Raw genomic sequence first — 21,560 nt, forward strand, 5'->3', positions numbered from 1 at the left:
GCCCGTCATCCGGTTACGTACCGAGCGGCGGTCACAACACCCTTCAACGCAAAACCGGGTTCGCATGCCGTGCGGACCGCTGAATTGCGCCGTGACCAACTTTCGAAAGGCTCCACCAGAACATGGCTGTCAAGATCAAGCTCATGCGTATCGGCAAGATCCGCACCCCGCACTACCGCGTCGTCATCTCCGATGCCCGCACCCGTCGTAACGGCCGTGCGATCGAGACCATCGGCACGTACGAGCCCAAGCAGGACCCCAGCATCATCGAGATCAACTCCGAGCGGGCGCAGTACTGGCTGAGCGTGGGCGCACAGCCGACCGAGCCTGTCGAGGCTCTGCTCAAGATCACCGGCGACTGGCAGAAGTTCAAGGGCCTCCCCGGTGCCGAGGGAACCCTCCGCCTCGCCGAGCCCAAGCCGTCCAAGCTCGACCTGTTCAACGCCGCACTGGCGCAGGCCGACTCCGAGCCCCAGGGCGAGGCCACCACCGCCAAGAAGAAGAAGGCTCCCAAGGCCGACGACGCCGCTGCGGAGACCACCGACGCTGCAGCAACCGAGACGGCAGACGCGCCGGCCGCCGAGGCTGCTGAGAAGTGAGTGCCGTTGTCGCCGATGCCGTCGAACACCTCGTTCGCGGCATCGTCGCCAATCCCGATGACGTTCGCGTCGAGATGATCACCGGCCGTCGTGGCCGCACCGTGGAGGTCCACGTGCACCCCGACGATCTGGGCAAGGTCATCGGCCGTGGCGGTCGTACCGCTACAGCACTGCGCACTCTCGTCTCGGGAATCGGTGGTCGCGGCATCCGCGTCGACGTGGTCGACACGGACCAGTAGGTCACGTACCCATCATGGAGCTGGTCATCGGCCGTGTCGCGAAGTCGCACGGCATCAAAGGCGAAGTCGTCGTCGAGGTTCGCACCGACAACCCCGACGACCGCTTCGCCGAAGGAACCGTTCTCTCGGGCCGCAAGCCTCGATCGAACGCCGAGCCAGCCTCGTACACAGTGGACGCCGTCCGGGAACACTCCGGGCGGCTTCTGCTGCGTCTGAACGGTATCGACGACAAGACGGCCGCCGACCAACTCAGGGGCATTCTGTTCGTCGTCGAATCCACCGATCTTCCGCCGTCCGACGACCCGGACGAGTTCTACGACCACGAACTCGAAGGCCTCACGGTGATCCTCACCGACAGCACCGTCGTGGGAACGGTCCGCGAAGTTCTCCACTCCGCAGCGGGGGAGCTGCTCTCCATCACGCCGGATCCGAGTTCCGGCGAAGCAGCACGTGCCGAAATCCTCGTGCCGTTCGTAGCGGCCATCGTGACTACGGTGTCGTTGGCAGACAAGACGATCGAGATCGATCCGCCCGAGGGTCTGCTGGATCCGGAGTAGATCGTGCGCCTCGATGTCGTGACCATCTTTCCCGAGTACCTCACGCCGCTCCGAACCGCGTTGCTGGGCAAAGCAATCGACCGCGGCCTCGTCTCGGTCGAGGTCCACGATCTGCGGTCGTGGACTCATGACGTGCACAAGGCCGTCGACGATTCGCCCTACGGCGGCGGACCGGGAATGGTCATGAAGCCGACCGTCTGGGGAGACGCACTCGACGACGTGCTGACCGACGATTCTCTCCTCGTCGTCCCGACGCCTGCCGGTGTGCCGTTCACCCAGCGGACAGCCGAGCGATGGTCCGCCGAGCAGCATCTCGTATTCGCCTGCGGCCGATACGAAGGCATCGATCAACGAGTGTTCGACGACGCCGCACGTCGGGTCCGTGTCGAGGAAGTCAGCATCGGCGACTACGTGCTCATCGGCGGCGAAGCGGCTGTTCTCGTCATGGCCGAGGCCGTGGTGCGACTGATGCCGGGGGTTCTCGGCAATCAGCAGTCGCACCAGGAGGATTCGTTCTCCGACGGTCTGCTCGAGGGGCCGAGTTACACGCGTCCCGCACAGTGGCGTGATCTCGACGTTCCGCAGGTACTGCTCTCGGGTGATCACGCCAAGATCGCTGCGTGGCGCCGACAGCAGTCACTGGACAGGACCGCCGAGCGTCGTCCGGACCTGTTGCAGGACTGACGAATTCAGCTGACGGTGCCGTCGGGGAAGAGCATCGAGACGAATCCGGTGAGAGTGTCCCTGGCATGCAGCGCGCTGGCGTCGTCACTGACGTCGACCACCGCGGTGTCCGGGTAACTTTCCATGTCGTCGGCGTAGAAGATGTCCTCGCGTGACGACAGAGCCAGAACGTAGCGGTTGTCGACACCGATGGTGCCCGTCGACAGGTGTACCCACCGATCGGACACGCAGCACATCCAGCCCTGTTTCACAGCGTGCACACTCTCGCCGGGCAAACCGTCGACGATCCCGAAATGCTGCTTGTAGCCGTCCGCGGCGATCGGTGCCGAACGGCGCAGCATTCCGATCACGATGTCCGTGGATGCCGTGGTCAGACCGCCGCTGCCGTTGAGCAACCCCGCGTAGTAACCGACCAGGTCGCTGGGCGTGGTCTCGGTGTTGTACCACTCGTCGTCCCCGGGCGGAGTGGTGCTCGTCAAGCCGTAGCGAGCCGCAACCGTGCGCACGATCTCCGACGAGCCGTAGCGATACCAGAGCGTGTACGCGGCGTTGTCGTCGGACAACTCGAGCATGCTGGTCATGGTGGTCAGGTCGTCGGCAGAGACCGGACGGTTCTCCGATTGCGCTCGGAACAACACCTCGTCGGCGATGAAGAGCTTGGATACCGACGCGGTTTCGACCTGGATATCGGCATTGCTGCTGTAGTAGGAGCCCGTCTGACGATCCAACAGTGCGAAATCGACATCGGCACCGCGGGCCTGGGCCGACGCGATCGCCATCGGGATACGAGCTTCGAGGGCTACGCCGTCGACCTTTTTCATATCGGGAAAGGGCGACGCCGACGTCTCGGCGGTGTCCTTCGAGGCGGAGTCACCGACCTGGTCGTCGGGAGGAGCCGAGCATCCGGCCAGTATCAGGGAGGCGCAGGCTGCAGCCAGGAACCGAGACCCCCTGACCATCCGCGTATCTCTCCCACACGTTGAACCGCTGACCGACTTGTCCCACAGTAGCGGTAGGGTCCATCGCCGTGACCACTGCTCTGAAATCTGTGAACAAGCGCATAGCCGAAGAACTCGACGTTCGTGAAGAACAGGTTCGTGCCGCCGTGGAACTGCTCGACGGCGGGTCGACGGTCCCGTTCATCGCGCGCTACCGCAAGGAAGTCACCGGCACCCTCGACGACACGCAACTGCGTCAGCTCGATGAGCGACTTCGGTATCTGCGCGAGCTCGACGAGCGCAGAGACGCCGTGATCGAGTCCATCCGCTCGCAGGGCAAGCTCGACGACGCGCTGGAGCAGTCGCTGATGCTGGCCGATACCAAGGCGCGCGTCGAGGACATCTATCTGCCGTTCAAGCCAAAGCGTCGAACCAAGGCGCAGATCGCACGTGAGGCCGGGCACGAGCCCGTCGCCGACGCTCTGTTCTCCGACCCCACCACCGACCCGGCCCAGTTCGATCAGGAGCAACTCGACGGCGCACGGGCGATTCTCGTCGAGCGCTTCGCCGAGGACGCGGACCTGGTGGGCGAGCTGCGCGAACTGATGTGGACATCCGGCAAGCTCGTCGCGTCGGTTCGCAAGGGCAAGGAGGAGGAGGGTGCCAAGTTCTCCGATTACTTCGAGTTCTCGGAACCGTTCACGAGCCTGCCCTCGCACCGAATCCTCGCCACGCTCAGAGGCGAGAAGGAAGAAATACTTTCCCTCGGTTTCGAGCCCGAGCGCGACGAACCGACCCCCGGGGTGCCGAGCGTCTACGAAGGTCGGATCGCGACCAAGTTCGGGATCGAGAATCGAGGACGGCCTGCCGACAAGTGGCTGCTCGATACCGTCCGATGGGCGTGGCGCACCAAGATGCTGGTGACCGTCTCCCTCGACACTCGTATGCGACTGCGTCAGTCGGCCGAGAAGGACGCCGTCGACGTCTTCGCGAGCAACCTCAAGGATCTGCTGCTCGCCGCACCGGCCGGCAACCGCACCACCATGGGCCTGGACCCGGGCTTCCGTACCGGCACCAAGGTCGCCATCGTCGACGCCACCGGCAAGGTCGTCGACCACGACACCATCTACCCGCACAAGCCGCAGGGCAAGTGGGATCAGGCGGTGGCCACCCTCGCCGGCCTGGCCGCCAAACACAAGGTCGAACTGATCGCCATCGGCAACGGCACCGCATCGCGTGAAACCGACTCGCTGGCAGCAGAATTGATCGCCAAGTTCCCCGCCGCCAACCTGACCAAGGTGGTGGTGTCCGAGGCCGGAGCGTCGGTGTACTCCGCTTCCGCGTACGCCTCGAGCGAGCTGCCCGAACTCGACGTATCGATCCGCGGTGCCGTCTCGATCGCCCGCAGGTTGCAGGATCCGCTGGCCGAGTTGGTCAAGATCGATCCCAAGTCCATCGGCGTCGGGCAGTACCAGCACGACATCTCCGAAACCCTGCTGGCCCGTTCCCTCGGGGCCGTAGTCGAGGACGCGGTGAACGCCGTCGGCGTCGACGTCAACACCGCTTCGGTTCCGTTGCTCTCGCGGGTCTCCGGTATCGCCGGCTCTCTCGCCGAGAGCATCGTGGCGCACCGCGACCAGAACGGTCCGTTCTCCAGCCGCAGCACGCTCAAAGATGTACCGCGTTTGGGCCCCAAGGCTTTCGAGCAGTGCGCCGGATTCCTTCGTATCTCCGGGGGAGCGGATCCCCTGGACCGGTCGAGTGTTCACCCGGAGGCATATCCCGTCGTGCGGCGCATCGTCGGCAAGGCAGGCCTGGGTGTGCGCGAGGTAGTCGGTAACACGGCTCTGCTGAGAGGTCTCGACCCTGCCGAATTCGTGGACGAGCGATTCGGTCTGCCCACCGTCACCGACATCATTTCCGAACTCGAGAAGCCGGGACGCGACCCTCGCCCCGAGTTCAAGACCGCCACCTTCGCCGCCGGTATCGAGAAGGTCGCCGATCTGAAGCCGGGTATGACGCTCGAAGGTGTCGTGACCAACGTGGCAGCGTTCGGCGCGTTCGTCGACGTCGGTGTGCACCAGGACGGGCTGGTGCACGTCTCGGCGATGTCGCACAACTTCGTCAAGGACCCCCGCGAGGTCGTCAAGTCCGGTGACGTGGTGCGCGTCAAGGTCATGGAGGTCGACCTCCCGCGGCAGCGCATCGGCCTGAGTCTGCGGTTGGACGACGAGCCCGGTGCCGGTGGCGGCAAGGACGCCTCTCGCGGACAGCAGCCTGACCGGCCCCGAGGCCAGGGCCGAGCTGCGGGCAGCGGCCAGAGCAACCGCAGTCGAGACGCGCGCCCACAGCGCGGCGGCGGCCAGTCGGCAGCACCGGCGGCCGGCTCCATGGCCGATGCGCTACGGAAGGCGGGATTCGGAAAATAGCGGGCGGATCCTCGGGTCGATGCTGCCCTGGGCGGTCCCGAACACGAATAGTGTGAAAGGTGATTCACCGGTCGTTCGGCCGTTCGGCAGGAAGGACGTGAGCCACACGTGAGGTGGTTGCAACACGGGGTCATCGATCACGGCCGCCTGCCGCTGCTGTGTTTCCTACTGGGGCTGTTGGTGGGGTTTCTGCTGATCCGACTCAGCGTCAGGATGATTCGCGCAGATGTGAAGTGGTGGCCGGGAAACATCACGCCCGGCGGTCAGCACATCCACCATGTCGTATTCGGGATCGTGCTGATGCTGCTCGCGGGGATCGGCTTGATCGCGGTGTACGTCGACGGTTCCGAGTCGGTGGGGGCGGTGCTGGCAGCGGTCTTCGGTATCGGGGCTGCTCTCGTCCTCGACGAGTTCGCGTTGATCTTCTATCTCCGCGATGTCTACTGGTCCGAACAAGGGCGCACATCGGTGGACGCCGTGTTCGCGGCAGTGGGATTCACCGGCCTGCTGCTGCTCGGCTTGCACCCTCTGGAGCTGCTCAGCCCGGCCGGCTTCCGGGCCGATCCCGACCCGTGGGTGCGCGGCACCCTGGCGGTGTTGGCCCTGGCCAATCTCGCGCTTGGTGTCGTGGTACTTCTCAAAGGAAAGATCTGGACCGGACTGCTCGGGCTGTTCGTCCTGCCGATCCTCGTTCTGGCCGCGGTGCGGTTGAGCAGGCCGAGTGCCCCGTGGGCGAGGTGGCGCTACACCACCAGGCCGAAGAAAATGGAACGCGCACTGCGCCGGGAGAAGCGGTGGCGACGGCCGATCATCCGGGCCAAGATCTATCTTCAGGACGCGATCGCAGGCAAACCGAGCATCGTGCATGCACGTGAGGCCACCGAGCAAGAACTGGCGCGGACGGTATTGCCTGCGCCGATGCCGAGCGGGACGGCCGCGAGCCGAGAAGCGCCGATTTCGTCGAACGCCTGACGGTCTGGCACAATGGTCGGGTTGCCTCTAGCAGGCACGGACCTCACTCGGAGTACGAACCAGTCGAGCCGCTGTGTCAGCGAGCCGCTCGGTTCCTCTACTCATGCGCAGAACGCAAGGATGGCACAACCGATGAACACTCTGGACTTTCTCGACAATCAGTCGCTGCGAAGCGACATCCCCGATTTCCGCCCCGGCGACACGCTGAACGTGCACGTCAAGGTCATCGAAGGCTCGAAGGAGCGCATTCAGATCTTCAAGGGCGTCGTCATCCGACGCCAGGGCGGTGGCGTTCGCGAAACGTTCACGGTCCGCAAGGTCTCGTTCGGCGTCGGCGTCGAGCGCACCTTCCCGGTGCACAGCCCCAACATCGCGCAGTTCGAGGTCCTCACCCGCGGTGACGTCCGTCGCGCCAAGCTCTACTACCTCCGCGATCTGCGTGGCAAGGCCGCCAAGATCAAGGAAAAGCGCTGACCGGTTCCGCCCGGACACATCAGTTCACACCATGCCGCGTTGCCCGTCAGGGCGACGCGGCATGGTGCGTTCTGCCCGTGATCGACCCGCGTTCCACCCTGCCGACGGGCGGATCGAGAGCCGCGAACCGCCCATGCGCAGACCGTCCGGCCGTGCGGGCGACGGTTCCGGCTAACCTGATCACGTGACGCAGTCCCCACAGGATCCAACCGACGAGCCCGACGACGAGTCTTCACGGAAGAAGCGTCGGGAACGCAAGCCCCGATCGTTCTGGCGTGAGCTCCCCATTCTGGTTCTGGTAGCGCTGGTACTGAGTTTTCTGCTCCAGACATTCGTCGCACGGGTGTATCTGATCCCGTCCGAATCGATGGAGCCGACCTTGCACGGCTGCACCGGCTGCACCGGTGACCGCATCGTGGTGGAGAAGATCGGATACCGGTTCGGCGACCCGAAGCCCGGCGACATCGTCGTCTTCCGTGGCCCGGATTCGTGGAACGACGAATTCGTGTCACAGCGGTCCGACAACTCGGTGATTCGTGGCGCACAGGAAGTCGGCTCGTTGATCGGCGTCGTCGCGCCCGACGAAAACGATCTGGTCAAGCGCGTCATCGCCACCGGTGGTCAGACCGTCGAATGCTGTGACGACCAGGGGCGGGTGCTCGTCGACGGACAGCCGTTGGACGAGCCGTACATTCAGATGGATTTCCCGTTCACCCCGGGAACGATGACGTGCGACACCGAACTTGAGTCCGGACGATGCTTCGACCCCGTCACCGTGCCGGAGGGCAACGTCTGGGTCATGGGTGACAACCGGAGCAACTCGCGAGATTCCCGGTATCACGTCACCGACGAGTTCACCGGAACCGTTCCCCTCGACAACGTGATCGGGAAGGCCGTGTTCATCGCGCTGCCGCCGTCACGAACCGGCATCCTGGATTCTCCCGACATCCAGGGTCGATGACGGCAACCCCCCGACGTGCGCCGCGTGCGCGCGCAACTCTGACTCGCTCGTCGTGGCCGCCGCGTCCGATCATCCGACGGGCGGCCGGATTGCGGACGATGGAGTCGGCGTTGGAGCGGGGCGGACTGGGTCCGGTCGCAGGAGTCGACGAAGCGGGAAGAGGGGCCTGTGCCGGTCCGTTGACGGTCGCGGCGTGTGTTCTCGGGGCGCGAGCACATGCCGCCCTGGCGGATCTGGACGACTCGAAGAAGTTGACCGAGCGACGACGCGAAGAGCTCTTTCCCAAGATCCAGAGGCTGGCACTGGCATGGAGCGTGGTGTCGATCGATGCGGCCGAGGTCGACCGCATCGGGGTCCACGTGGCGAACATCGAAGGAATGCGACGCGCGGTTGCCGGGCTCGGCATGACGCCGGGCTACGTACTCACCGACGGCTTTCGAGTACCCGGCCTTCCGGTTCCGTCGCTACCGGTGATCGGCGGTGACGCCACCGCAGCGTGCATCGCCGCGGCGAGCGTGCTCGCGAAGGTCTCCCGGGACCGATTGATGGTGCAGTTGGACGACACGATTCCCGGCTACGGATTCGCCGTGCACAAGGGGTACAGCACCCGTGCTCACTCGGCCGCCATGACCGCTCTCGGGCCCAGCCGCGAGCATCGAATGTCCTACGCGAATGTCGCAGCGGCCGCCGCGGGGCTCTCTCCGGACGCCGTCGACGCCCTGGGGCGAATGGACTGCCGCGACGCCGGTACGCGATGATTGCTGTTCACGCCCGACTGGAGGATGAAAGAGACCGATGAGTGCCGAAGATCTCGAAAAGTACGAAACCGAGATGGAGCTCTCGCTGTATCGCGAGTATCGGGACATCGTGGGTCAGTTCAACTACGTCGTCGAAACCGAGCGGCGGTTCTATCTGGCGAACTCCGTCGAACTCATTCCGCACAACGCCGACGGTGAAATCTACTTCGAATTGCGAATGTCCGACTCGTGGGTGTGGGACATGTATCGCCCCGCCCGTTTCGTCAAGCATGTCCGGGTGATCACCTTCAAGGACGTCAACATCGAAGAGCTGGACAAACCAGATCTGCGTCTGCCGGAATAGCTCCTCGTCCGACGCTGGAGCGTGACGGAGTCGCCCTGAGCGTCGGATGTCGGAGCACCGTGCTGCGAACCACCCGATGCGGTGCGGTCGTGCTGTACCGATCGTTTTGCCACCCGAAAAATTGGACGCCCGGCCAAATCGGTCCGCATGTCCTGTTTCCGTGTTCGGTGTCACGGAAAGTTGTTCCCCGTCCAATGGTGCACGGCGGTAGAGATCGGGTTTCCCGTGTGAAATCGATTGCGCAACAAAGCTATTCGAATTGGTCGATTAGTCGCTCGAAATGCTGAACAATTTCTGCACCGATATTCGTCGATTCGACACGTCACGAAACGCCTGCAGTTCTTTGCGTGGATACGAGAATGGGTGGTAGAACTTGAATATCACATCCCCCAGACGTGTAAGAGGTACGAGATGGCACGCAAGACGCTTGTGCAGATGATCGACGATGTAGACGGATCGGTCATCAAAGACGGCCAAGGTGAATCCATCGAATTCGGCATCGGTGGAAACCAGTACCGCATCGATTTGAACCTCAAACATGCCAACGAATTGCACGAACAGTTGGCATTCTGGATCGAGCACGCCGAGAAGATTTCCGGACGCCGCACCCGTAAGGGCGGCGCTGCATCTGCACCGGCTCGCGGCAAGGTGGATCTGCAGGACATTCGAGCATGGGCCCGCGAGAACGGCCACGAGGTCAGTGCCCGCGGCCGTATAAGTCAGGATGTCCAGGCGGCCTACGAGGCTGCTCACTGACCGTCCTTCGCGAACCGAGGCTCGGTGTCTCGGCAGCACGTTTTGCGTATCGGCACTTTCGATGCCGGTATCGACACACCGCATCAGCTCCGTCCGATTCTCTGAATCAGGACGGAGCTTTTTGCGTATCGAGTCCGCTTTCACCCGGCGGCTCGGACACGCTACGAGCCGTAGCACGGCGGTCCGACACAGTGGACTGATCGCCGCCGACAATCGGACCGTTCGTCCACAGTCGAGCAGTTGTCCACAGGGCAATTTCCCACCTGCACTTTCTTCGCTTCTCCTCCTTCGGATCGTGCCACCGTCGAGACGACCGAATCGGCCGCAATGCACGGTCGGAGAGTGGAGGAATGGCGGACATGGCAACCAACCAGGAACTCGGTGCGCGCGGTGAGGAACTCGCGGTGCGCCATCTCGAGGACATCGGTCTCGAGGTGATCGAGCGGAACTGGCGGCATCGTTCCGGAGAACTCGACATCATTGCGCGCGAGGGCGAGACGGTGGTGTTCGTCGAAGTGAAGACTCGATCGGGAATCGGATACGGAACACCCGCCGAAGCGGTGACGTACACGAAACAGACTCGAATCAGAGGGCTGGCGCTGCGATGGCTTTCGCTGCAGCAGGGACCGTGGGTGCAGATCAGATTCGACGTGATCGCGATCGTGGTCGGTCGCAACGAGGAACCGGTCATCACGCACGTTCGGGCCGCGTTCTGATGCCACTCGGGAGAGCGCATTCGGTTGCGGTCAACGGGGTCGACGGTGTGCTGGTGGAAATCGAAGCCGATATCGGGCAGGGCCTACCCGGTACGCATCTTGTCGGTCTTCCCGATACTGCGCTGAACGAATCGCGTGACCGGGTCAAAGCCGCGGTGAAGAACTCGGGCGGTACCTGGCCGGACAGTCGGGTGATTCTCGCTCTGTCGCCCGCGACGTTGCCGAAGGGCGGATCTGTGTACGACCTTGCACTCGCTTTGTCGGTTCTCGATGCCGCGAAGGCCATTCCGCGCGGATGCCTGTCCGACACCGTGTTTCTGGGTGAATTGGCACTCGATGGGAGGCTGCGCGCAGTCCGTGGGGTCCTGCCCGGGGTGCTCGCGGTCAAGAGTGCGGGCTGGCAGCGAGTGGTCGTTCCGCTGCAGTGTTTGCCCGAGGCAGGTCTGGTGGACGGGATCGAGGTGCTGGGTGCGGGTTCGCTCGGGGACGTGGTGGCCTGGCTTCGCGGTGAGCAGGCCCTCGAATCACCCATCCCGACCGAATGGCACGAGGAGATCTACCCGGACCTCAGTGATGTCGCCGGACAGGCGGATGCGCGATGGGCACTGGAGGTCGCCGCCGCAGGCGCACATCACATCATGCTGACCGGGCCACCGGGCATCGGAAAAACGATGCTCGCGCAACGCCTTCCGGGAATTCTGCCCCCGCTGACCGAATCCGAAGCGCTCGAAGTGACAGCCATCCACTCGGTGGCGGGCCTGTTGACCACCGCGCGGCCGCTCATCACGTCACCGCCGTTCATCGCTCCACATCACTCGACCTCGGTGAGTGCCTTGGTCGGGGGCGGAACCGGAATGGCCAAACCGGGAGCGGTCAGCCGCGCACATCGAGGAGTCCTGTTTCTGGACGAGTGCGCCGAGATGAGCGTTCGGGTACTCGAGGCGTTGCGTACTCCGTTGGAGGACGGCGAGATTCGCATTGCCCGTCGTGACGGAGTGGCCAGGTATCCGGCCAGATTTCAGTTGGTTCTCGCAGCCAATCCGTGCCCGTGTGCACCCGCGCGGCAGGTCGACTGCGTCTGCCCGCCCACAGCGCGACGCAAATATCTCGGCAAGCTGTCCGGGCCGTTGCTGGACCGCGTCGATCTGCGCATTCAGATGATGGGTGTCGCGACAGGTGCACTGGTCGACGAGGTGGGGGAGGGTACGAGCGAAATTCGCGCACGTGTGACCGGGGCCAGGGACGCCGCCGCGCAGCGGTGGCGAGAGTTCGGCTGGAGGACCAATGCGGAGGTTCCCGGACCCGCACTGCGCCAACGATTTCGATTGGCGCGCTCGACGCTCGCTCCGGTCGAGCGCGCGTTGCGCAACGGATCGCTGACCGCGCGCGGCGCAGACCGAGCCATTCGGGTGGCGTGGACGCTGAACGATCTCGCCGGTGGTTCGGTCCCCGGTGCCGACGAGGTCGGAGCGGCGCTCGATTTCCGTGACAGGGGAGTGGCATGACGCACGACGCGCGCCGACTCGCCTGGGCGTATCTCTCTCGCGTGGCGCAGGGTCCGCATCGTCCGGTGGTCGATCATGCTGCAGCTCACGGTCCCGAATCGACGGCACAAGCCGTGCGGGCGGGCAGATTGGGGGAGAGGCTCGCGGTCCGCGCCCACATCGACACCGCGGCAGCAGATCTCGATCATATCGCTGCGCTCGGTGGCCGGTTGATCACGCCGGACGACGACGAATGGCCGGCGTGGCGCTTCCTCGGATTCGACGGACCGGGAATGACCGCAGGGGTGGACACCTGTCCGCCGATTGCGTTGTGGGCGCTGGGAACTCGGCCGGTGGCAACGATCACCGAGCGATCGGTGTCCATCGTCGGGACACGCGCATCGAGTCCCTACGGTGATCATGTGACGGCGGAGATATCCGCCGATCTGGCCCTCGACGGCTGGACCATCATCTCGGGAGCGGCTTTCGGCATCGACGCCGCGGCGCACCGGGCGGCCCTCGGAGTCGAGGGTACGACGATGGCGGTACTCGCCTGTGGCGTCGATCGCGCATATCCAGCGGGCCATTCGCGGTTACTGCGGCAGATCGCTGCTCACGGGCTGGTTCTCAGTGAATACGCGCCGGGCACGACACCGGCGAAGCATCGTTTCCTCGCTCGCAACAGGCTCGTCGCGGCACTCGGATCGGCTGTGGTGGTCGTCGAGGCCGGGTGGCGCAGTGGTGCTCGCAACACAGCGGCGTGGGCAGCGAAACTGGGTCGGCCCGTGCTCGCGGTCCCTGGGCCGGTCACCTCGCCGACGTCCACGGGCTGCCACCGCATGATCCGGGACGGCGAGGCCGTGCTGGTGTCGAACTCTCACGATGTCGTCGCCGAGGCGGGTGCACTCGGGTCCCCGGAGGAGCCTCGACCCGACCTCTTTCGGGAGACCGATGCGCTGTCGGACACCGCCCTGTTGATCTACGACGCGTTGCCGGCAACCGGTTCGGTGTCGAGTAGAGAGCTGTCCGAGCACTCCGGTGTTCCGCTGAACAAGGTGCGCGCATCCCTGCCGGTAATGGAGATGGACGGATTCGTCGCCAGCGACGAAACCGGATGGTTCCGCGTCGTGCGCGGCTGAGCGCACCACGATTCGAGAGCCCGAACGGTAGGGTGTTAGGTAATGCTTAGTCGATGCATCGGGTATCGGCGTCGTTCGCTCGAAGAGGGGTCCGAAGTGCCACGCAAGAAAACCACCCTGTCCGTCCTGCGCACCGAAGCGCTCACCCCGCACATGCACCGGGTCTACCTGGGTGGGGCCAACTTCGACGACTTCGATGCGATCGACGAGACCGACGCCTACGTCAAGTTGTTCCTCGGTACCGAGGACGAACCGATCATGCGCACGTACACCGTTCGCTCGGTCGACACTCGCGCTCGGGAGATAGCCATCGACTTCGTGGTGCACGGAGACGAGGGAGTAGCCGGGCCGTGGGCCACCCGCGCGAAGCCGGGAGACGAGATGTCGTTCTTCGGCCCCTCCGGTGGGTACGCCCCGCGCCCCGACGCCGACTGGCACCTGTTCGCCGGCGACGAATCGGCGATTCCGGCGATCTCGGCTGCCGTCGAGGCGCTCCCGGAAGATGCCATCGCCAAGGTCTTCATCGAAGTCGCCGACCGGCACGACGAGATCTACATGGAGACGCTCGCCGTCGTCGATGTGACCTGGATTCACCGGGGCGCGTCCTCGAACGAGGTGGGAGACGACCGGGCGGGAGACAACGCGCCGTTGATCGCAGCGGTGAAGGGAACCGAATGGCTGCCGGGGCAAGCGCAGGTCTTCGTGCACGGAGAAGCGCAGGCCGTCATGCACAACATCCGGCCCTACATCCGCAAGGAGCGCGGGGTCGGTGCCGAGTGGGCCTCGATCTCGGGCTACTGGCGTCGCGGCCGAACCGAGGAGACGTTCCGCGTGTGGAAGCGCGAACTCGCACAGGCCGAATCCGGAGTCGACGCCTGATCCCGCGACAACCCAGCTCGGACGGCGTGTCCGGTTGTCGCACGGCCGGCCAAAGCTCAAGCTGAGCCGATGACCGATTCGCTGCCGCCTCACCTCGGCATTCACGTCGAGGAGTTCGCCGAACATCTTCGACTCGGTCGAGAGCGATCCGAGCACACCATCCGGGCCTACGTCTCCGACGCTCGTTCGCTGCTCGCGCACTTCGCCGAGTCCTCGCCGGATGCGACCATCGCCGACCTCGACCTCCGGGCAGTGCGTTCGTGGTTGGCCACGCACTCGGCCGCCGGATCGGCCAGAACGTCGATGGCGAGGCGAACCTCGTCGGCGAGGACGTTCGGGAAGTGGCTCGAGCGGGTGGGAGCAGTGACGGCGGCACCGGCAGAACGCCTGGCCGGTCCGGCCGGCCACCGCACGCTGCCCGGTGTTCTTCGCCACAGCCAGGCGGCACAGGCGTTGGCCGCTGCCGAATCGGGTGCCGCCGAGCTCGACCCCATCGCGCTGCGGGACAGGCTCATCGTCGAGTTGCTGTACGCGACCGGGGTGCGCGTGGGGGAGTTGTGTGGACTCGACATCGACGACGTGGACACCGAGCGCCGCCTGGTCCGCGTCATCGGCAAGGGCAACAAGGAACGCTCGGCTCCGTACGGTGCGCCGGCAGCGCATGCGGTCGAGAACTGGCTGGTCAGCGGCAGACCCGAACTGGCCTCGGATCGATCCGGTGCCGCATTGCTGCTGGGACGTCGAGGTGGACGGCTCGACCAACGGCAGGCCAGAACGGCGGTACACGCCGTACTCGACACCGTCCCCGGTGGTCCCAGCCTCGGCCCACACGGCCTGCGCCACACAGCGGCAACTCACTTGCTCGAAGGTGGAGCCGATCTGAGGGTGGTGCAGGAGTTGCTCGGCCACGCCTCTCTGGCGACCACCCAGATCTACACACACGTGTCGGTGGAACGGCTGCGTGCCGTGCACGATCAGGCTCATCCCCGAGCGTGAGCCGAGCGTCGGCAGCACAACGTTTGGTAGCGTCGTGTACCGACTGACAACACCGAATACGGGGGACCGTGGACCGCGACCGACCGCAAGGTACTTCGGAGACGTGGTCCATGCATGTCCGTAACGGCTCCGCCGCCGATCATCGGAATCCCCCTGGTCGGTCGGACAGCGCACGCGACAACGGCAGTGGGCCCGTATCGTCGAATTCGATGTCCACTCCCCGCTCGACGCCTCGCCAGCCGCCACCCTGGCAGACACCCGACTCGGGCGACCGACAGCCGATGCCGCCGCGGTACAACCCGCCGGTGCCGGTCGAGCCCGGGCCTCCGGCCGTGCAGCCGGACCGATACCAGCCGGACCGATACCTGCCGGTGCCGCCGCACACCGAGGATTCTCGGACGCACCCCGATCGATGGTCGCCACAACCCTGGTCGGGGGCACCCAACGCCTATCGACCCAACAGTCAGGATCTGGGCGCGGACTCGCTGCTCAAGCGTCCCAAGCGAGCGTCGAACTCGGGCTGGCGGCGAGGCGTGCACCGGCTCACCGGCGGCGTCATCAACCCAGGCGAATCGACGGCCGAAGAGCGGTACCGAAACCAGGTCGAACGCATTCGGCAGCCGGTGCTCGGCGACTACCGGATCGCCTTCCTGTCGCTCAAGGGTGGCGTCGGTAAGACGACGACCACGCTGGGCCTCGGTTCGACTTTCGCATCGCTGCGCGGAGATTGCGTCATCGCGGTGGACGCAAATCCCGACTTCGGCACCCTGGGGGAGCGAGTTCCGCGTCAGACGGCGTCGACCGTGCGCGATCTGCTGGCCGCCGCACCCAACATTCGTCGCTACTCCGACATCCGCGAGCACACCTCGCAGGCACCGAGTCGACTCGAAGTGTTGGCCGGCGAGCGCGACCCCGCCGCGTCGGAGATGTTCGGCGAAGAGGACTACCGCGCCGTCATCGACATGCTGCAGGTGTACTACAACCTGATCCTGACCGACTGCGGCACCGGGATCATGCACTCGGCGATGAACGGGGTGCTGCAACTGGCGAACGCACTGGTTCTGGTCAGCTCGCCGGCAGTCGACGGTGCGCGCAGTGCTGCGGCGACGCTGGACTGGCTGGAACTGCACGGCTACGGACACCTGGTGGAGCGGACCGTCGTGGTGATCAGTTCGGTTCGCCCGGGTTCGTCGGCGGTGGACATGAACTTGCTGCAACAGCACTTCCTCGAGCGCTGTCGCGCCGTGCTGGTGGTTCCGTTCGACGAGCACCTCGCCGAGGGTGCCGTGGTCGATCTCGACCTGTTGCGTCCCCAGACTCGAAGTGCGTTCGTCGAACTCGCGGCGATGGTCGCCGACGATTTTCCCGCGGCGTCCGGCAGACACTCCGGCCCACAGCGCTGACGATCATCTGCCGTCTTCGTCGAGGGGTTTCAACCTGATCGGAGTCGCGCGCACCGACGCCGTGGGATCGAGATAGTCGCGGCCACGTCTGATGCCCCAGTGCAGGCACGTTGACGTGCAGCTCTCGTGCCCCGAGGTCAACGAACCCAGCACGGTCCCTCGACGAACTCGCGCGCCGGCGGCAACCGAAGCCAGCACCGGTTCGTACGTCGATCTCAGTCCGCCCGGATGATCCACCGATACGACGGGCTTTCCCGCGACCGACCCGGCGAACACCACGGTGCCGTCGGCGACGGCCAGAACCGACTGGCCCTCCTGTGCGGCGAGGTCCACACCACGGTGGCCGGGCAGCCAGTTCTGCTCGGGACGGTCGAACGGGGTGACGACCGGCGGCCGCGGCTGCAGCGGCCAGACGAACGTGCCTGGCTGCGCCGATGCGACCGGCGTCGAGAGAGCTACCGCCATCGCGAGGCACACGGCGAGTGTGCGGCGCATGGGAGAGGTGTTCACCCGTCGACCATCTCCTGGATCGGAGCGATCGAACGGACCCGAGGGTGATTTGTGGACAAGTGATTTCTTTGTCCACAGGCCCCGGAATCTCTTGACAGTCGGGCCTGGTTATGACGGGGGCGGTGGCAGGTCTACACTCGTCACTTGCGGCCTGTGCGTGCACGGGTCGACTTCGCGCGTCCGCGTCATCGCATCGTCTGCTTCGAGCAGAATCACCGATACGAGAACCGGTTGTCGGCGGTCCTGAGATCTTCGTGATGTCAGGTCCGGCAACTTCAGCGGGCGCCAGGGCAGAGGTCACCGACACTCTGCGTCAACCGCACCATCGAAAGAGAGTTCTTCAGCCATGGCTGTAGTAACAATGAAGCAGCTGCTCGACAGCGGCACACACTTCGGACACCAGACCCGTCGCTGGAACCCGAAGATGAAGCGATTCATCTTCACCGACCGCAACGGCATCTACATCATCGACTTGCAGCAGACTCTGACCTTCATCGACAGGGCCTACGAGTTCGTCAAGGAGACCGTTGCCCACAATGGCACGGTTCTGTTCGTCGGCACCAAGAAGCAGGCGCAGGAGTCCATCGCCGCTGAGGCAACCCGCGTGGGCATGCCCTACGTGAACCAGCGCTGGCTCGGTGGCATGCTCACCAACTTCCAGACGGTGCACAAGCGTCTGCTCCGCCTCAAGGAGCTCGAGGCCATGGAGCAGACCGGTGGCTTCGAGGGACGCACCAAGAAGGAAATCCTCATGCTCACGCGTGAGATGACCAAGCTCGACCGCACCCTCGGTGGCATCCGGGACATGTCCAAGGTTCCGTCGGCCATCTGGATCGTCGACACCAACAAGGAGCACCTCGCGGTTGCCGAGGCTCGCAAGCTGAACATCCCGGTCATCGCGATCCTCGACACCAACTGCGATCCCGACGTGGTCGACTACCCGATCCCGGGTAACGACGACGCGATCCGTTCCGCTGCGCTGCTGACCAAGGTCGTCGCATCCGCAGTCGCCGAGGGCGTGCAGGCGCGAGCAGGTCAGAACACTGCATCCGACGCCAAGCCCGAGGTCGGCGCAGGCGAGCCCCTCGCCGAGTGGGAGCTCGAGCAGCTCGCTCAGGCTTCACCGGCAGCAGAGGCTCCCGCAGCAGAGGCCCCCGCGGCGGACGCTCCGGCAGCAGAGGCCCCCGCGGCGGACGCTCCGGCAGCAGAAGAAGCACCGGCCGCTCAGGCTTGATCGAATTCGGTCCCGGTTCACCCTCAGGGGTGGGCCGGGGCCGCTTCGGTATGTCAGGGTTGTGGTCGTAACGGCTCCGCAGTGAGCCCGTCGATCCCGCCCTGTGAACAGCATTTTTCGTCAACGCCCGTACCCAGACTTTTGAGGAGGCTCGCCCACGATGGCGAACTACACTGCCGCCGACGTCAAGCGGCTCCGTGAGCTCACCGGCTCCGGAATGATGGACTGCAAGAACGCGCTCGCCGAGAACGACGGAGACTACGACAAGGCCGTCGAGTACCTGCGTATCAAGGGTGCCAAGGACGTCGGCAAGCGCGCCGAGCGCAACACCGCCGAAGGCCTCGTCGTCGCCGAGGGTGGAGTGCTCGTGGAGATCAACTCCGAAACCGACTTCGTGGCCAAGAACGACGAGTTCCAGACGTTCGCCGCGTCCGTCGCGGCGACGGCTGCAGCAGGCAAGCCGGCCGACGTCGATGCCCTCAAGGCGCTCGACCTGAACGGCAAGACGGTCGAAACGGCTCTGAACGAGCTGTCGGCGAAGATCGGCGAGAAGCTCGAACTGCGTCGCGTCGTGTCCTACGACGGCAACACCGCCACGTACCTGCACAAGCGCAGCGCGGACCTGCCGCCTGCCGTCGGCGTGCTGGTCGAGTACACCGGTGACGGCGACGCCGCAGGAGATGCCGCACGCGCAGCTGCGATGCAGATCGCAGCCCTCAAGGCCAAGTACGTCACGCGCGACGAGGTCCCCGAGGACCTCGTGGCCGCCGAGCGTCGCATCGCCGAGGAGACCGCTCGCGAAGAAGGCAAGCCGGAACAGGCACTGCCGAAGATCGTCGAAGGTCGCGTCAACGGATTCTTCAAGGACGTCGTTCTCACCGAACAGAAGTCGGTGCAGGACGGCAACAAGACCGTCAAGGCCATTCTCGACGAGGCCGGCGTCACCATCACCCGCTTCTCACGGTTCGAGGTCGGCGCCAGCTAGTCTGCGCACCGGTTCGGTCGAGGCGATGCCGTTCATTCGATTCCATCGAGTGGGCGGCATCGCTCGTGCGCGGGGCAGGTGGGTGTGCAGGACGGAGCCCTGTCCACCACCCGGGCATCGATAGGGCAGGATGATCCAAGAAGAAACCGTAGTGTTCGACGAGTACCGAGGAGAGCTATGACCGATCCGGCCCCTGACCGTCCCGGGTTCCGACGCGTGATGCTCAAACTGGGTGGGGAGATGTTCGGAGGCGGCCAGGTCGGTCTCGATCCGGACGTCGTGAACAACGTTGCCGAACAGATCGCCGAGGTGGTGGCCACCGGGGTTCAGGTCGCGGTGGTGATCGGCGGTGGCAATTTCTTCCGTGGTGCCGAACTGCAGCAGCGCGGCATGGACAGGTCTCGCTCGGACTACATGGGCATGCTCGGTACCGTGATGAACTGTCTTGCGCTGCAAGACTTTCTGGAGAAGCAAGGCGTTGCCACCAGGGTGCAGACCGCGATCACGATGGGTCAGGTCGCAGAGCCGTACCTCCCGCTGCGTGCGCGACGGCACCTGGAGAAGGGGCGCGTCGTCATCTTCGGAGCCGGCATGGGCATGCCGTACTTCTCCACCGACACCACGGCTGCGCAGCGCGCGCTGGAAATCGGTGCCGAGGTGTTGTTGATGGCGAAGGCAGTCGACGGCGTGTACTCGGCCGATCCGCGCCTCGACCCCGATGCCACGATGTTCGACACCATCACGCACCGCGAAGCCATCGAACAGGGACTCAAGGTTGCCGACGCGACGGCCTTCAGCCTGTGCATGGACAATCAGATGCCGATGCTGGTGTTCAATTTGCTGATTCAGGGAAATATCGCTCGCGCCGTTTCCGGTGAGAACATCGGCACGCTGGTCACGTCGTGATCGTCGCCGACAGTGACGTGAGCGAATCGAAGACGAAGACGATGGAGGACAGATCGTGATTGACGAAGCTCTCTTCGATGCCGAAGAGAAGATGGAAAAGGCCGTATCGGTTGCACGTGACGATCTGTCCTCGATTCGCACCGGACGTGCCAACCCCGGAATGTTCTCCCGCATCGTCATCGAGTACTACGGTGCCCCGACACCGATCACCCAGCTCGCCAGTATCAGCGTCCCCGAAGCGCGCCTCGTGGTCATCAAGCCGTACGAGTCCAATCAGCTCGGACCGATCGAAACCGCCATTCGCAACTCCGATCTCGGTGTCAATCCCACCAACGACGGCAACCTCATTCGAATCGGAGTTCCGCAGCTCACCGAGGAACGGCGCCGCGAATTCGTCAAGCAGGCCAAGGGCAAGGGCGAGGACGCGAAGGTGTCGATTCGCAACGTCCGCCGCAAGACGATGGAAGAGCTCAAGCGAATCCAGAAGGACGGCGAAGCAGGCGAGGACGAGGTCGTCCGCGCCGAGAACGATCTCGACAAGACCACTGCCAAGTACACCGCCTCCGTCGACGAACTCGTCAAGCGCAAAGAGGGCGAGCTGATGGAGGTCTGACCCGACCTCGACAGCTGCTTTTCACGACGGACGACGATGAAATTCGAGGAGATGACGACAGTGGTGGGACCGGATCGGCAGGAGGGCAGCGGTACGCCCGCTGCCTCGTCCGGGGTCGCCGCAGCGAAGTCGACGGGCAAGGCAGGCCGTAATCTGCCCGCCGCGATCGGAGTCGGCGGCTCGTTGGGCATCGGCCTGATTCTCGTCCTCGTCTTCGTGCCGCTGGTGTGGATCGGGGTGGTGGCCGTCGCGCTGGCCGTTGCCACCTACGAGGTGTCCAAGCGCCTGCGCGAGGGTGGGGTCCTCGTGCCCCGCATCCCCCTGATCCTCGGCGGTCAGGCGATGATCTGGCTCGGCTGGCCGTTCGGGGCGGTCGGTGTGCTCAGCGCTGCCGTGGGCACCGTCCTGGTGTGCATGGTGTGGCTGCTGCTGCGGCAGGGATTCGGCACCGCTCCGAAGAACTACCTCGAAGAACTTTCCGTCACCGTCCTCGTGGCATGTTGGTTGCCGCTGCTGGCCTCGTTCACCGTCCTGATGGTGCTGCAGGACAACGGCGCAGGCCGGATCCTCGTGTTCGTCATCGGCGTCGTGTGCTCGGACATCGGCGGCTACATCGCGGGTGTGTTGTTCGGAAAGCACCCGATGGCACCTGCCATCAGCCCGAAGAAGTCCTGGGAGGGGCTCGCCGGGTCACTCATCTTCTGCATCATCGGATGTCTGCTGACGGTCACACTCATCCTCGAGGCCAACTCGATGATCGGCATCCTTCTCGGCGTGGTGCTGGTGGTGACCGGCACGTTGGGCGATCTGATCGAGTCGCAGGTCAAGCGTGATCTCCGCATCAAGGACATGGGCACCCTGCTGCCCGGCCACGGCGGCATCATGGACAGGCTCGACTCGCTGCTGCCCTCGGCTTTCGTGGCATGGCTCGTCTTCACCGTTCTCCTCTGAGCAGACTGCTCTCGGGCGTGCGCAGCGAAGTCAC

At 64.7% G+C, this 21,560-nt stretch carries 24 protein-coding genes; 22 read left to right on the forward strand and 2 right to left on the reverse strand.

Annotated elements, in window-relative coordinates:
* The first annotated feature begins 122 nt into the window (after positions 1-122).
* From rpsP to trmD, 4 genes are read left to right on the forward strand one after another with little or no spacing between them, the layout of a single operon-like run.
* Entirely contained in the window at positions 123-599 is a 477-nt protein-coding gene (gene rpsP / locus AB0362_RS00995) for a 30S ribosomal protein S16 (RefSeq protein ID WP_037189654.1), read from the forward strand.
* On the forward strand, positions 596-838 hold the full coding sequence (locus tag AB0362_RS01000) for an RNA-binding protein (RefSeq protein WP_027496687.1): 243 nt from the start codon (positions 596-598) through the stop codon (positions 836-838). Before rpsP ends, AB0362_RS01000 begins: the two co-directional genes overlap by 4 nt.
* A gap of 14 nt (positions 839-852) precedes the next feature.
* Positions 853-1,395, forward strand: coding sequence for a ribosome maturation factor RimM (gene rimM / locus AB0362_RS01005; RefSeq protein WP_317784157.1), 543 nt, complete (start codon positions 853-855; stop codon positions 1,393-1,395).
* Positions 1,396-1,398: 3 nt separating this feature from the next.
* A complete protein-coding gene (trmD, locus tag AB0362_RS01010; RefSeq protein ID WP_149405564.1) occupies positions 1,399-2,079 on the forward strand; it encodes a tRNA (guanosine(37)-N1)-methyltransferase TrmD in 681 nt (226 codons plus the stop codon).
* A gap of 5 nt (positions 2,080-2,084) precedes the next feature.
* Here the strand turns inward: trmD and AB0362_RS01015 are convergent, their stop codons facing one another.
* Entirely contained in the window at positions 2,085-3,038 is a 954-nt protein-coding gene (locus tag AB0362_RS01015) for a serine hydrolase (RefSeq protein ID WP_300523306.1), read from the reverse strand.
* 68 nt (positions 3,039-3,106) lie between these two features.
* Between AB0362_RS01015 and AB0362_RS01020 the strand changes: the two genes are divergently transcribed.
* The 13 genes from AB0362_RS01020 to AB0362_RS01080 all read left to right on the forward strand — a co-directional run bounded on the left by AB0362_RS01020 (position 3,107) and on the right by AB0362_RS01080 (position 16,327).
* Positions 3,107-5,446, forward strand: a complete 2,340-nt coding sequence (locus tag AB0362_RS01020; RefSeq protein WP_149405566.1) for a Tex family protein — start codon at positions 3,107-3,109, stop codon at positions 5,444-5,446.
* 117 nt (positions 5,447-5,563) lie between these two features.
* On the forward strand, positions 5,564-6,418 hold the full coding sequence (locus AB0362_RS01025; protein WP_149405660.1) for a hypothetical protein: 855 nt from the start codon (positions 5,564-5,566) through the stop codon (positions 6,416-6,418).
* Positions 6,419-6,550: 132 nt separating this feature from the next.
* Positions 6,551-6,892, forward strand: a complete 342-nt coding sequence (rplS, locus tag AB0362_RS01030; RefSeq protein WP_027496692.1) for a 50S ribosomal protein L19 — start codon at positions 6,551-6,553, stop codon at positions 6,890-6,892.
* A 184-nt stretch (positions 6,893-7,076) separates the two neighbouring features.
* Positions 7,077-7,853: a signal peptidase I gene (lepB, locus tag AB0362_RS01035; RefSeq protein WP_317809375.1), complete on the forward strand. Its 777-nt coding sequence runs from the start codon at positions 7,077-7,079 to the stop codon at positions 7,851-7,853.
* Positions 7,850-8,611: a ribonuclease HII gene (locus AB0362_RS01040; protein WP_269593619.1), complete on the forward strand. Its 762-nt coding sequence runs from the start codon at positions 7,850-7,852 to the stop codon at positions 8,609-8,611. The genes lepB and AB0362_RS01040 overlap by 4 nt, the downstream gene beginning before the upstream one ends.
* A gap of 37 nt (positions 8,612-8,648) precedes the next feature.
* Positions 8,649-8,954, forward strand: a complete 306-nt coding sequence (locus AB0362_RS01045) for a DUF2469 domain-containing protein (RefSeq protein ID WP_008717288.1) — start codon at positions 8,649-8,651, stop codon at positions 8,952-8,954.
* A gap of 411 nt (positions 8,955-9,365) precedes the next feature.
* Positions 9,366-9,710: an Lsr2 family protein gene (locus tag AB0362_RS01050; RefSeq protein WP_068049609.1), complete on the forward strand. Its 345-nt coding sequence runs from the start codon at positions 9,366-9,368 to the stop codon at positions 9,708-9,710.
* 359 nt (positions 9,711-10,069) lie between these two features.
* Positions 10,070-10,426, forward strand: coding sequence for a YraN family protein (locus tag AB0362_RS01055; protein WP_149405567.1), 357 nt, complete (start codon positions 10,070-10,072; stop codon positions 10,424-10,426).
* Positions 10,426-11,931 (forward strand): YifB family Mg chelatase-like AAA ATPase, encoded by a 1,506-nt coding sequence (locus AB0362_RS01060; RefSeq protein WP_317809376.1) that lies wholly within the window; start codon positions 10,426-10,428, stop codon positions 11,929-11,931. The genes AB0362_RS01055 and AB0362_RS01060 overlap by 1 nt, the downstream gene beginning before the upstream one ends.
* Complete coding sequence (dprA, locus tag AB0362_RS01065) at positions 11,928-13,049, forward strand: DNA-processing protein DprA (protein WP_317809377.1); 1,122 nt, start codon at positions 11,928-11,930, stop codon at positions 13,047-13,049. The genes AB0362_RS01060 and dprA overlap by 4 nt, the downstream gene beginning before the upstream one ends.
* 96 nt (positions 13,050-13,145) lie before the next feature.
* Positions 13,146-13,928, forward strand: a complete 783-nt coding sequence (locus AB0362_RS01070) for a siderophore-interacting protein (protein ID WP_317809378.1) — start codon at positions 13,146-13,148, stop codon at positions 13,926-13,928.
* Positions 13,929-13,997: 69 nt separating this feature from the next.
* The gene (locus AB0362_RS01075) at positions 13,998-14,924 is read left to right on the forward strand and encodes a tyrosine recombinase XerC (RefSeq protein WP_317809379.1); all 927 of its coding nucleotides are present in this window, start codon (positions 13,998-14,000) and stop codon (positions 14,922-14,924) included.
* A gap of 209 nt (positions 14,925-15,133) precedes the next feature.
* Entirely contained in the window at positions 15,134-16,327 is a 1,194-nt protein-coding gene (locus AB0362_RS01080; RefSeq protein WP_317809380.1) for a MinD/ParA family protein, read from the forward strand.
* 3 nt (positions 16,328-16,330) lie between these two features.
* Here AB0362_RS01080 and AB0362_RS01085 read toward each other — a convergent pair whose 3' ends face one another.
* On the reverse strand, positions 16,331-16,792 hold the full coding sequence (locus AB0362_RS01085; RefSeq protein ID WP_317809470.1) for a peptidoglycan DD-metalloendopeptidase family protein: 462 nt from the start codon (positions 16,790-16,792) through the stop codon (positions 16,331-16,333).
* 391 nt (positions 16,793-17,183) lie between these two features.
* Here AB0362_RS01085 and rpsB point away from each other — a divergent pair, with 391 nt between their 5' ends.
* From rpsB to AB0362_RS01110, 5 genes are all read left to right on the forward strand, one after another.
* Positions 17,184-18,071: a 30S ribosomal protein S2 gene (rpsB, locus tag AB0362_RS01090; RefSeq protein WP_037189638.1), complete on the forward strand. Its 888-nt coding sequence runs from the start codon at positions 17,184-17,186 to the stop codon at positions 18,069-18,071.
* A gap of 160 nt (positions 18,072-18,231) precedes the next feature.
* The gene (gene tsf, locus AB0362_RS01095) at positions 18,232-19,056 is read left to right on the forward strand and encodes a translation elongation factor Ts (RefSeq protein WP_037189637.1); all 825 of its coding nucleotides are present in this window, start codon (positions 18,232-18,234) and stop codon (positions 19,054-19,056) included.
* Between the two features lie 177 nt (positions 19,057-19,233).
* Positions 19,234-19,962 (forward strand): UMP kinase, encoded by a 729-nt coding sequence (gene pyrH, locus AB0362_RS01100; RefSeq protein WP_269593623.1) that lies wholly within the window; start codon positions 19,234-19,236, stop codon positions 19,960-19,962.
* A gap of 55 nt (positions 19,963-20,017) precedes the next feature.
* Entirely contained in the window at positions 20,018-20,575 is a 558-nt protein-coding gene (frr, locus tag AB0362_RS01105; RefSeq protein WP_094642199.1) for a ribosome recycling factor, read from the forward strand.
* Positions 20,576-20,611: 36 nt separating this feature from the next.
* Positions 20,612-21,526 (forward strand): phosphatidate cytidylyltransferase, encoded by a 915-nt coding sequence (locus AB0362_RS01110; RefSeq protein WP_037189635.1) that lies wholly within the window; start codon positions 20,612-20,614, stop codon positions 21,524-21,526.
* Positions 21,527-21,560: the final 34 nt, after the last annotated feature.

The sequence above is a fragment of the Rhodococcus sp. NPDC079359 genome (genome assembly GCF_040702585.1).
Classification (GTDB): Bacteria; Actinomycetota; Actinomycetes; order Mycobacteriales; family Mycobacteriaceae; genus Rhodococcoides.

What these genes read in the sequence shown, in the direction of transcription:
- rpsP (WP_037189654.1), top strand. Translation starts at nt 123, where the DNA reads ATGGCTGTCAAGATCAAGCTCATGCGTATCGGCAAGATCCGCACCCCG.
- rimM (WP_317784157.1), top strand. Translation starts at nt 853, where the DNA reads ATGGAGCTGGTCATCGGCCGTGTCGCGAAGTCGCACGGCATCAAAGGC.
- AB0362_RS01015 (WP_300523306.1), bottom strand. Translation starts at nt 3,038, where the DNA reads ATGGTCAGGGGGTCTCGGTTCCTGGCTGCAGCCTGCGCCTCCCTGATA.
- rplS (WP_027496692.1), top strand. Translation starts at nt 6,551, where the DNA reads ATGAACACTCTGGACTTTCTCGACAATCAGTCGCTGCGAAGCGACATC.
- AB0362_RS01040 (WP_269593619.1), top strand. Translation starts at nt 7,850, where the DNA reads ATGACGGCAACCCCCCGACGTGCGCCGCGTGCGCGCGCAACTCTGACT.
- AB0362_RS01045 (WP_008717288.1), top strand. Translation starts at nt 8,649, where the DNA reads ATGAGTGCCGAAGATCTCGAAAAGTACGAAACCGAGATGGAGCTCTCG.
- AB0362_RS01050 (WP_068049609.1), top strand. Translation starts at nt 9,366, where the DNA reads ATGGCACGCAAGACGCTTGTGCAGATGATCGACGATGTAGACGGATCG.
- AB0362_RS01055 (WP_149405567.1), top strand. Translation starts at nt 10,070, where the DNA reads ATGGCAACCAACCAGGAACTCGGTGCGCGCGGTGAGGAACTCGCGGTG.
- AB0362_RS01060 (WP_317809376.1), top strand. Translation starts at nt 10,426, where the DNA reads ATGCCACTCGGGAGAGCGCATTCGGTTGCGGTCAACGGGGTCGACGGT.
- dprA (WP_317809377.1), top strand. Translation starts at nt 11,928, where the DNA reads ATGACGCACGACGCGCGCCGACTCGCCTGGGCGTATCTCTCTCGCGTG.
- AB0362_RS01075 (WP_317809379.1), top strand. Translation starts at nt 13,998, where the DNA reads ATGACCGATTCGCTGCCGCCTCACCTCGGCATTCACGTCGAGGAGTTC.
- AB0362_RS01080 (WP_317809380.1), top strand. Translation starts at nt 15,134, where the DNA reads ATGTCCACTCCCCGCTCGACGCCTCGCCAGCCGCCACCCTGGCAGACA.
- AB0362_RS01085 (WP_317809470.1), bottom strand. Translation starts at nt 16,792, where the DNA reads ATGGCGGTAGCTCTCTCGACGCCGGTCGCATCGGCGCAGCCAGGCACG.
- rpsB (WP_037189638.1), top strand. Translation starts at nt 17,184, where the DNA reads ATGGCTGTAGTAACAATGAAGCAGCTGCTCGACAGCGGCACACACTTC.
- tsf (WP_037189637.1), top strand. Translation starts at nt 18,232, where the DNA reads ATGGCGAACTACACTGCCGCCGACGTCAAGCGGCTCCGTGAGCTCACC.
- pyrH (WP_269593623.1), top strand. Translation starts at nt 19,234, where the DNA reads ATGACCGATCCGGCCCCTGACCGTCCCGGGTTCCGACGCGTGATGCTC.
- AB0362_RS01110 (WP_037189635.1), top strand. Translation starts at nt 20,612, where the DNA reads ATGAAATTCGAGGAGATGACGACAGTGGTGGGACCGGATCGGCAGGAG.